We start from the raw sequence: 8,675 nt of genomic DNA on the forward strand, positions 1-8,675 counted from the left end.
AGTGAGTTCTTCCTACTGCGGAACGACGTTGAACGGTTAATTTTTAATCTGTCGCCAATTTCAGTATCACTCATGCCTAAGAAGAAATACATCAACAAGATTTCTCTGTCTTTTTCAGACAGATACTTAATCGCTTCTGCTAAATCATCATCAAGGACACGAACCTCAATACCACATACATCAAAGGCGGTATAATCGCTTTCGTATTCGTCCCAGACTGCCAGCTTTTCTACGACGATTTCTGGAAGTTCACAATAGGAAATTTCCTTATTTCTTCGTCGCTTTAATTCTTTGCGATAATTACGGACAATGCCTTTCACTACACGTTTGAGCTTGCAGTCAAATTGACATTGTATTGTCTTTTGGAAGTCCGACGGTTTCATATCATCACACCCCCTTTCCGTTATGACGTGAAAAGTGTTTATCCCTCTTTCCGCACCATATCTGTACAGCAAGGTGTGATTTGTTGCATGAATTTGAAAAAATCGAAAAATTTTTTTCGGGTACAAAAAAAGCCCGCACAAAACATATAGTCTGTACGAGCTATTAAAGCTGTGAGATATTCAGTTGTTAATAAAATGCTGTTAGGTAGTGTATGACCGTATAAGATTATGCTTAAAACTTTCCATGACACAAGCCCCCTTACAGCACTTGATTTCTATTAAACTTTTGTCTTTTTTGTAATCTTGTAAATATATTCTTCTGGAGTAGGGCGTTTATTTCCAAAATATTTTCTGAAATTTGCCTGCACTTCTGGGTCGGTGCTGTTCATAGCTTCATCAATCGTCGCTTCAATATCAGCTCGAACATCAGCTAATGACACACCACCAGCTTTTGCACCAGCTTTCAATGCTTTTTTTATATCTCGTTTTTTTAGTCCTATCATAGTATTACCTCATCACAATTTACTGAATGTTTTAAAAATGTTTTTCAAAATGCTTATATAGAATAATCCCTAAAAATGTTTGCAGTAGGAATAAACCAAATATAATACCTATAATCCATGCTTCAATATGAAGTAACGCAAGCACAAAAGCAACAAACAAGGACACCAAAGTCATTAACTGATATTCTAAAGAACCAGCTTTCATTCTTAAAAATATTTTTCTTTCATCAACACTATTGATGTGATTTTCTCTATTTATATTTTCCAATTTTTCTTTATTTTTTGGCATTTCATAATAACAAATTTTCAATAATTGAACACCAGAAGCAAAAGCTAAACCGAACCCCATTGCGTAAAAAAGTGTAGCGTAATAATCAGTATCAATAACGAAATATCCAAAACATATAAAGATTATACCTATAATAATTTCAATGATAAATGGTAATTTTTTCTTCATTGTTAATTCCACCTCTCCATTATTACATTTTTTTATCTAAATAACGAGCTGTTATAACCCATGTGATTTGTCCGATAGCAATAACTCCTACTATCGAAAAAAATACAACTTTACTCATATATCCCATAAAGATAAGAGCAAATAATACAAGAACCAATAATGTAAGTGTTACTTTGTAAGCATTCGCAAGAGAAGCATTAGTAATTGCGATATTTCTTTCATCATTTTCTAATATTTGCATTTCTTTTGTCGGCTTACTGAATATATCACACCCCATTAAAATCAATATTATTCCAATAAGTGTTGTACCATAGACAACCAAATCTGGACGAGGTACAGGTAATAGTTGATGTACTCCTAAACCATAAGTTAGTAAACCACCTAAAAGGACTATTACACCGACAAATAATTCTACTTTTTGTATCTTGTGCTTCATTTACTTTCCTCCTCATAAATAAAAATTTCTTCAATGCTCATTTGAAAGTACCTTGCAATTTTAAAGGCTAACATAATAGAGGGATTGTAGCGTCCATTTTCTAAAGAGCCTATTGTTTGACGAGATACTTCAAGAGCAGTTGCTAAATCTTCTTGTTTAATACCTCTTTGTTTTCGTAATTCTTCTAAACGATTTTTCACAACATGCCCCTTTCTCGAACGAATGGAAAGTTTACTTTCCTTTTCTAATCTTATGATACTCCTGCAAGCAAAGAATGTCAAGTGAACTTTCCATTTTTTATTATCCTACAATCTTCCAGTTACTATCCTTATGTAATACAAGTTCATACTGCGATACTTGCGTTGCCTTTGTCTGATTATCAAGGAATTTCACGGCAACCTTGACTTTCACATTGTCCCCGTCCTTTGTAAAAATAGGGTTTACCAGTTCGGAATAAAGATAGTCCCTGCCGATAGGTTCAAGCACATTTCCCGATACATAGTAAGCAAGCTCTTTTTCTGTGGCTGTTGGGTAGAGCTTAAAGAATGTTTCCAGAAATGCGGTAGCATCATTTACAGTATCAGCGTCTCCGCTTGCGTCTGCTTCTGGTGTCTTAGGCTCATAGCCTGATTTTTCGATTGCTGGTGCAAGGGTAGGGTTCTGAACGATTACCATATCCCCGTCAGCGTCCACATGGACTTTTACGGTATAGGTTGCCTTGACAGTACTTGTCTGTTCTCCCTCTTTTATCTGCTGATCTACTTCGTAGGTAGCAGAAAAAGTGTCCGTTTCCGACTGCTCAATACTCCATACAATCACATCTGTAACCGTGGAGCTGGTCGGTATATCCGTTCTGATTGTATCAACATTCAAGTCTTGCAATTCCTTTGTCAGATAACCGCTGATTGCCTGCATCCTTGCTTCAATCGCTTCTTTGCTGTTATTCCATGTGTAGTAGGACTTCGCAAAATTCTTCACGAAATTTTCTATCCCGGTGGTGTCCTGCAAGCGAAGCTCTATGATTTCTTTTTCATGGGTCGTGTGCTGGTCGATAGCAGTAAAATTCTTATACACTCCAAAGCTCACGCTTGCGATAAGCACCACCCACAACGCAATCACGGTTTTCTTATGTGTGCCTACCTTAACAGTACGCACCTTTTTTTCTTTTGGTTCTTTGATAGTTTCTGTCTGTTTCTTATTCTTCTTAAACATATTTTTCAAGTCCTTTCTATTGTTTTACTCGTCCTGCACCGATTAAGTGCTGTTGCCAGTAACTACTACTTAGGTCTGCATATCCTATCGGGTCGCCTGCATGGTACATCTGATTATTTCCTACATAAATGCCGACGTGGGTTACATACGAACCAGCGTTATAGGTAGAATGGAAAAATACCAAGTCCCCAGCCTTTGCCTGCGAGAGTGGAAGATGTTGGGTAGCGTCATACTGTGCTTGTGCTGTTCTCGGTAAGGAGATACCAGCTTTTCCATAACACCATTGCACAAGTCCGCTACAATCAAATGAAGTGTTCGGGTTACTGCCACCATACACATATTTCCAGCCTTGATATTTCAATGCTTCATTCATAATCGCTTGTGCCGTCGCATTATCAAAATGTGCCACGGTCAGATATTGATTGACTAATTCCACATAGAACATATTTCCATAGCCATACCGCCAGCCCCCATTCTTCGCAACGGCTATCGGGTTGGTGTAGGTTACTTTCTTTCCACCCGACTTCTCACGGGCGAAGCTCTCTGCAAGGTTAAAGGTATGTTTCTTTCCTTTTCCTGCCACATATCCCACATAACCACCGCCATAGTTATAGGACTGTATCGCTACATTCAAATCGTCGATACCTTGATTTTTACAGGAAGAAAGCAGGGACGCAAAATACTTACACCCCTGCTTGATTGAACTTTCCGTATCTAAGGAATTAGGCGGTAAACCAAGACTTTCCGAACTCTGCATGACATCTTCTGCCGTACCGCCACTTTCTACTTGAATAATAGCCAGCAACACGTTGACATACTCGGAGATACCATATTCTTTGGCGTATTTTTCCACCATAGGCTGATGTTTCAAGACTTCTGCGGATAGGTTCATACCCGTAATGCCAGAAGAAAAGTTGCTGTTCTCGTCGTCGCTGTCCGCACTAATCAAGACACCAAAGAACAACACCAGCGAAAAGAGGATAGGAAACAGACTGCCAATGATAGCGATATGTTTCAGTTTCATTTTTTCTTCTGTCCTTTCTTTGTTACAAGGTTACGGTTCTTTTCGGTATGTTCCGTTGTACGCTTTGATTGTTCAAAGGTCTGTGTCTTTGTAGTACGCTCTGCTTTGTAATTCTGGCGTGTTTCCTTTGATACCACTTTTTCTACATTCTGCCTATGTACTGGCTGTGCAGGTTGGGTCGTTTTCTTATCAGAAGCACCAGAAGATAACGGACGCTCTTTCACAACATTTGTCTTGACTGGCTCACTTGCTTTCGGAGTTGGAGCTGTGGCAGGGCGTTTGACTTCCTGCATTTTTTCCGCACTCGATTTTGGAATGGTTGAAGCGGTGGCTGGTCGCTCATGGGGACGGGTAGCTCCCGTTGTCGCTGATCCGTCAGCCTTTCGCTGTGCCTGCCTTGCTTCTTGTGCCTTTTGAAGCTCCATACGCTTATCAGCGATATTCTTCTTACGCTGTTCCTGCTTTTCCAAGCGTCCCGACTGTCTGGACTGCTCTTCCTGCACCATGCCACGCTTAAAGTCGGACACGCTGGACTTTGCCTTTTCCTTTGCGGAATATACCGCATAAGCGGTCTGTGTCGGCATATCCTTGATATTCTCTTTGACAGCGTTAGCCTTGTCTTTCACTTTATTTTTCGTATCTAAGACAGCACCTACCTTTGAGCCTGCACGTTGTCCCATGCTGGAAGTGGTATTGCCCCGATTTTCTTTAGAAGCTGTATTTTTTCTTTCCGCTCGTTTGCCAGCAACGGCACTTCCAGCTACCGCACCAGCGACACCGCCCGAAATACCGCCAGCACTTACCGCCCTTGCAATACGGTGTTCCATACGCCTAGCCCTATGTCGCATAAACAGATACGGTCTGCGGAAAATTCTTCGTCCCATGCTTTGACTGTCGCCAGCATTAAGTGAGAACATACTCATTAAGTCGCCCAGTTTCATATAGATACCAGCAAAACACACTATCTGCAAGAACGCCACCATGAAAAACGGATAGTCCGTGGAGATGTTATAAAACATACTGGAAATGCTGAACGCCACCGTTACAATGAGCGTAATTCCTGCCCTTGTCATAATGGTATTAAATACCCTCACGATTGCCTGCTTTGCCATGCTTTCATAGCTCGGTATCATAGAGAGCAGGAAACTAATAGGCAGGAACATAGCGAAGATAATAAAAAGTATCTGGCTAAATAACATCATACCCGTAAGCAAGAATACAAATATCGTGATACCCAAGTTGAAGAACAAGAGGAAGAACACCATACCCAAACGATTTACCACCTGCGGTATCGTCAGATTGTTGTTGTCGTTGTCCTCGATTTCTGTTTTCACGACTTCCTCTCTGGTCTTTCCGTCCTCGTCCTCTGGGCTTGCCGATACGAGAGCTTCGACACGGTCTGTCCCGATTTCCTCTGCGTTACTGTTACCAAATTGAAGCAAGAGCCACGGCTGTTGTACTTGAATAGAAAATAAGCTGTCCCGTATCAAGTCCACGCTGTCCTTACCCTCACTGTCAGAGTTGGGGAGCATGATTTTTGTTCCTAAATCCAAAGAAGCGGTACTAATATCACTTGAAAATTCATTTATCTTTTTGATGTAGTCGGGAGCGTAGGCAATAAACGAAGCGGACAGCACAAACACCACAACAAAGTTGATAACAGCGTGAAGTGCCTTGCTCGTTTCCCTTTTTATCAATCCCGTATAAGCAACATAAAGTCCCACCACTAAGATAATGAGAAGCAGGAAACCAACATAGAAGCCAGAGCTGGAAAAACCGTTCTGTGTTACGCCTGCAAGGGTCTGTATGCTCTTTCCGATACTGTCTGCCATATCGTTGATAAAGTCCAGTTTATAGGCTTCCTGCACCACATAGCCCGTGGCATTGCTTAAATATAAACTGATAGTCCAGACAAAGTTGGTAATACAGTAAAGCCCGTACTGTACCGATTTTCCAATCCCGTCCAGCCAGTTCCACGGCAACCACGACCAGCTATTATCTACATAAAAATCAAGCTGGTAGTTGGAAAGGGGATATTTTGAATATAGATTTTCTGCGTTTATGGTATCGTCCACAAGCCCCGTCGCATGAGCCACCGTCCCCAGAAGTGAAAGCAGGATAAGGGAGAGTGCCACCACGAACAGAGCCATTTTGAGAAAGTGGAAAATCTTCTTTTTTGTGAACGCACCTTTTATCCTTTCTTTCATCACTCCACCTCATTTCTCTGTACGGGCGGTCTGGTATCAAAGGCGTGTAGCAGTTCTTCAAAAACGGGGTGTATCTGTACCACACCGACACGCCCGTATAAGTCCTGCAATAAGCATTGTCCGTTCTCCAAATCACGCAAGCGTTTCTGGTTGTTTTCGTCGTCCTTGTCGATACCGAAAAATTCTAAGGTCTGTTTTATCTCGTTGATGTCAGTAGAACGAAAAGCGAATTTTAAGCCGATATTGTTTTTCAGACTTTCCTTTGAAACATCATAGGCAGACTGGGTAACAAAATAAACGCCTGCCTGCATAGCTCGTCCAGCACGAACCAGCTTGTTAGAGAGCGTTTCTCCTTGTGCCACATTTAAGAACGCCCACGCTTCGTCAAGGTCTACAATCTTAAAAATACTTCTGTCCGAATGGATAAAATCAAGGGCAAAGGTACTAATCACAATCAGCATAGACACCGACAATAATTCAATGGTCGTGTATTCCTCAAAAGTGGTATCTTTATCTGGCAATACTAAGTCCGCTACTTGAATGATATTGAGCTGGTTATCCAGACTGATAGCATTTTCTACCGTACCGTCTGAAAACAGCAGGTGTGCAAAGTCGTAGTCCGTGAAGCTGTCGATATGGTCTGCGATATTTCTTGATATGGGCGTATCTTCACGGCGTAGCTCGTCTATCACATGGAGCAAGCCCCGACTGTCACTCTGGGTAACGGAGCGAACCGCTTTTCGTAACACGGGGAATTTTTCGCCGTCCCTAGAGGAAATACCCGTTAAAAATGTCAAGATGTCGATTGCCAGACTTTCAGCATCTTTGACATTCTTCATAATCACAAACGGGTCAAGAAGTCCTGCATTGTCCTTGTCGCTGGTAAGGTTTACGATATTGATTTCATGGGCGATTTCTGGGAGCGTTTCTTTCCAGTTGCCACGCTCACTTTTGGGGTCTAAGATAACCGCTTGTCCCCCAAAGAGAACGGAGTAATACACCAGAAGATTGTTGCAGAACGACTTCCCACCACCAAGCGAACCGACAAATGCAGAAGCAAGGGCATTTGTAACTGTGCCTTTTACGCCTTGACTGGCAAGGGACGGTTGCAGGTACACATTTCTTCCCGTATCAACGGAATAGCCCATATAGATACCCGTAGTTTCCCCTAACTGCTGGGTTGCACCAAAACCAAGCCCTGCAAGAAAATCTGATTTTACATACTGCACATAGTCATTGATATATCGCTTGCTGGCAGGAAGAAATTCAGAATGAAGCCCCAGCATATCCCCAGCAGGACGCACCAGCTTTACATTGAGGTCGTCGTAAAAATCTTTGACTTCATCACAACGGCGTTTTAATTCGTCCAAATCATCAGCCGATACACGCACTACATAAGAGAGCTTATACATACTTTCTTTTGTCTGGTCTAAGTCTGTTTCCAGCTCGTCCACGCTGTCTAATGCGTCCACTACATTTGAGCTGGTTTCACTTCCTGCTTGATAGGCGTGGTTATCAAGGTCTTTCAATTCCTTTTTCTTGTTTCTTACTGTCGTTAATGCTTTTCGATTTTCCACGATTTCTACATTCATAGAAGTATCAACGGGGAATGTGAATTGCTGTTGCTGGAAATAGAAGATTTCAGACGACGGAAAATCAAGCTCCCCGACAATCGCATTGACGGTAAAGTAGGACACATAGCTTTCCTTGTCCTCATGTTCCAATCGTAAATACCGCTGGCTTTCCTCAATCACACACCTTGTCGGGCGGATAAGGTCGTAGTATTTTATCAGCGTTTCTTTCTTATAGTTTTTCTTTGGTAGCTGGTACTCATAATCTTCATAGGCGATCCCGTCCCTGCCGTAAAGATGTTCCATGAGATACCCAAAATCATGGATTTCCACGCGACGCACCTTAAAGCGACGGGAGATTTTATTTTCCAGTAACTTTTCCATTTTCATGTAACGGTTGATTTCATCATTCGGCATGGAAACGAAGTCATTCATCAGCGTGTGGTTCACTTCATGGAGAAATTCCTTGAATGTCAGCCACGCCGATTTTTTGATGTTCTTCAGATTGAGCTGTTCTTCCGTAACCATGAGCTTAAAGCCAAGAAAAAAGCGGTAGTCCACTTGATTGTCCCCAATCATAGATACTAACGCTTCGGTCTGTTCGTCTATTTTCTGGCAGGCAACTTCCTTTAATTTTCCCGTTACCAGCTTCTTTGACTGCTCCTGCATACTTCGTATGGAGCTTTCTGTGGCAATCTGCAAGGCATGAATTTTACCCTCACGGGACTGTGCGATTAGTTGTCGAAAGCTGTCATGCACGATAAATTTCTGCTCTGCGGATAAGAAAGAATAGTTGTACGGTATCAGCTCATAGTAAGCGAACACCTCATTGTCCTTGTTCCAGACAAGGTTATTGTCAATATATTTTATCGGGAACATAGT

Annotated in this window: 9 protein-coding genes; all 9 read right to left on the reverse strand. The window is 41.8% G+C overall.

Going from position 1 to position 8,675, the window contains the following annotated elements:
• Positions 1-383, reverse strand: a 383-nt coding sequence (locus tag DXC04_RS15015) for an RNA polymerase sigma factor (protein ID WP_118661312.1), incomplete at its 3' end; no start/stop codon positions are given.
• Positions 384-661: 278 nt separating this feature from the next.
• Positions 662-886 (reverse strand): hypothetical protein, encoded by a 225-nt coding sequence (locus DXC04_RS15020; protein ID WP_004612108.1) that lies wholly within the window; start codon positions 884-886, stop codon positions 662-664.
• A gap of 31 nt (positions 887-917) precedes the next feature.
• Positions 918-1,343 (reverse strand): hypothetical protein, encoded by a 426-nt coding sequence (locus DXC04_RS15025; protein ID WP_118661313.1) that lies wholly within the window; start codon positions 1,341-1,343, stop codon positions 918-920.
• 22 nt (positions 1,344-1,365) lie between these two features.
• Positions 1,366-1,779 carry a hypothetical protein gene (locus DXC04_RS15030; RefSeq protein WP_008393100.1) on the reverse strand — a complete coding sequence of 138 codons (414 nt, stop codon included), beginning with the start codon at positions 1,777-1,779 and terminating at the stop codon, positions 1,366-1,368.
• Entirely contained in the window at positions 1,776-1,979 is a 204-nt protein-coding gene (locus tag DXC04_RS15035; protein WP_039930565.1) for a helix-turn-helix transcriptional regulator, read from the reverse strand. Before DXC04_RS15035 ends, DXC04_RS15030 begins: the two co-directional genes overlap by 4 nt.
• A 100-nt stretch (positions 1,980-2,079) precedes the next feature.
• A complete protein-coding gene (locus tag DXC04_RS15040; protein ID WP_009243518.1) occupies positions 2,080-2,991 on the reverse strand; it encodes a conjugal transfer protein in 912 nt (303 codons plus the stop codon).
• 16 nt (positions 2,992-3,007) lie between these two features.
• Positions 3,008-4,015, reverse strand: a complete 1,008-nt coding sequence (locus DXC04_RS15045; RefSeq protein WP_009243519.1) for a bifunctional lytic transglycosylase/C40 family peptidase — start codon at positions 4,013-4,015, stop codon at positions 3,008-3,010.
• Positions 4,012-6,222 carry a CD3337/EF1877 family mobilome membrane protein gene (locus DXC04_RS15050; RefSeq protein ID WP_009243520.1) on the reverse strand — a complete coding sequence of 737 codons (2,211 nt, stop codon included), beginning with the start codon at positions 6,220-6,222 and terminating at the stop codon, positions 4,012-4,014. The genes DXC04_RS15045 and DXC04_RS15050 overlap by 4 nt, the downstream gene beginning before the upstream one ends.
• Positions 6,222-8,672: an ATP-binding protein gene (locus DXC04_RS15055; RefSeq protein WP_118661314.1), complete on the reverse strand. Its 2,451-nt coding sequence runs from the start codon at positions 8,670-8,672 to the stop codon at positions 6,222-6,224. The genes DXC04_RS15050 and DXC04_RS15055 overlap by 1 nt, the downstream gene beginning before the upstream one ends.
• Positions 8,673-8,675: the final 3 nt, after the last annotated feature.

This window comes from Dorea sp. OM07-5 (genome assembly GCF_003481355.1).
GTDB classification, from domain to species: Bacteria; Bacillota; Clostridia; order Lachnospirales; family Lachnospiraceae; genus Dorea_D; species Dorea_D hominis.

Bases quoted from the DNA above. Each gene is read 5' to 3' on its own strand.
- DXC04_RS15020 (WP_004612108.1), bottom strand. From the start codon at position 886: ATGATAGGACTAAAAAAACGAGATATAAAAAAAGCATTGAAAGCTGGT.
- DXC04_RS15025 (WP_118661313.1), bottom strand. From the start codon at position 1,343: ATGAAGAAAAAATTACCATTTATCATTGAAATTATTATAGGTATAATC.
- DXC04_RS15030 (WP_008393100.1), bottom strand. From the start codon at position 1,779: ATGAAGCACAAGATACAAAAAGTAGAATTATTTGTCGGTGTAATAGTC.
- DXC04_RS15040 (WP_009243518.1), bottom strand. From the start codon at position 2,991: ATGTTTAAGAAGAATAAGAAACAGACAGAAACTATCAAAGAACCAAAA.
- DXC04_RS15045 (WP_009243519.1), bottom strand. From the start codon at position 4,015: ATGAAACTGAAACATATCGCTATCATTGGCAGTCTGTTTCCTATCCTC.
- DXC04_RS15050 (WP_009243520.1), bottom strand. From the start codon at position 6,222: ATGAAAGAAAGGATAAAAGGTGCGTTCACAAAAAAGAAGATTTTCCAC.
- DXC04_RS15055 (WP_118661314.1), bottom strand. From the start codon at position 8,672: ATGTTCCCGATAAAATATATTGACAATAACCTTGTCTGGAACAAGGAC.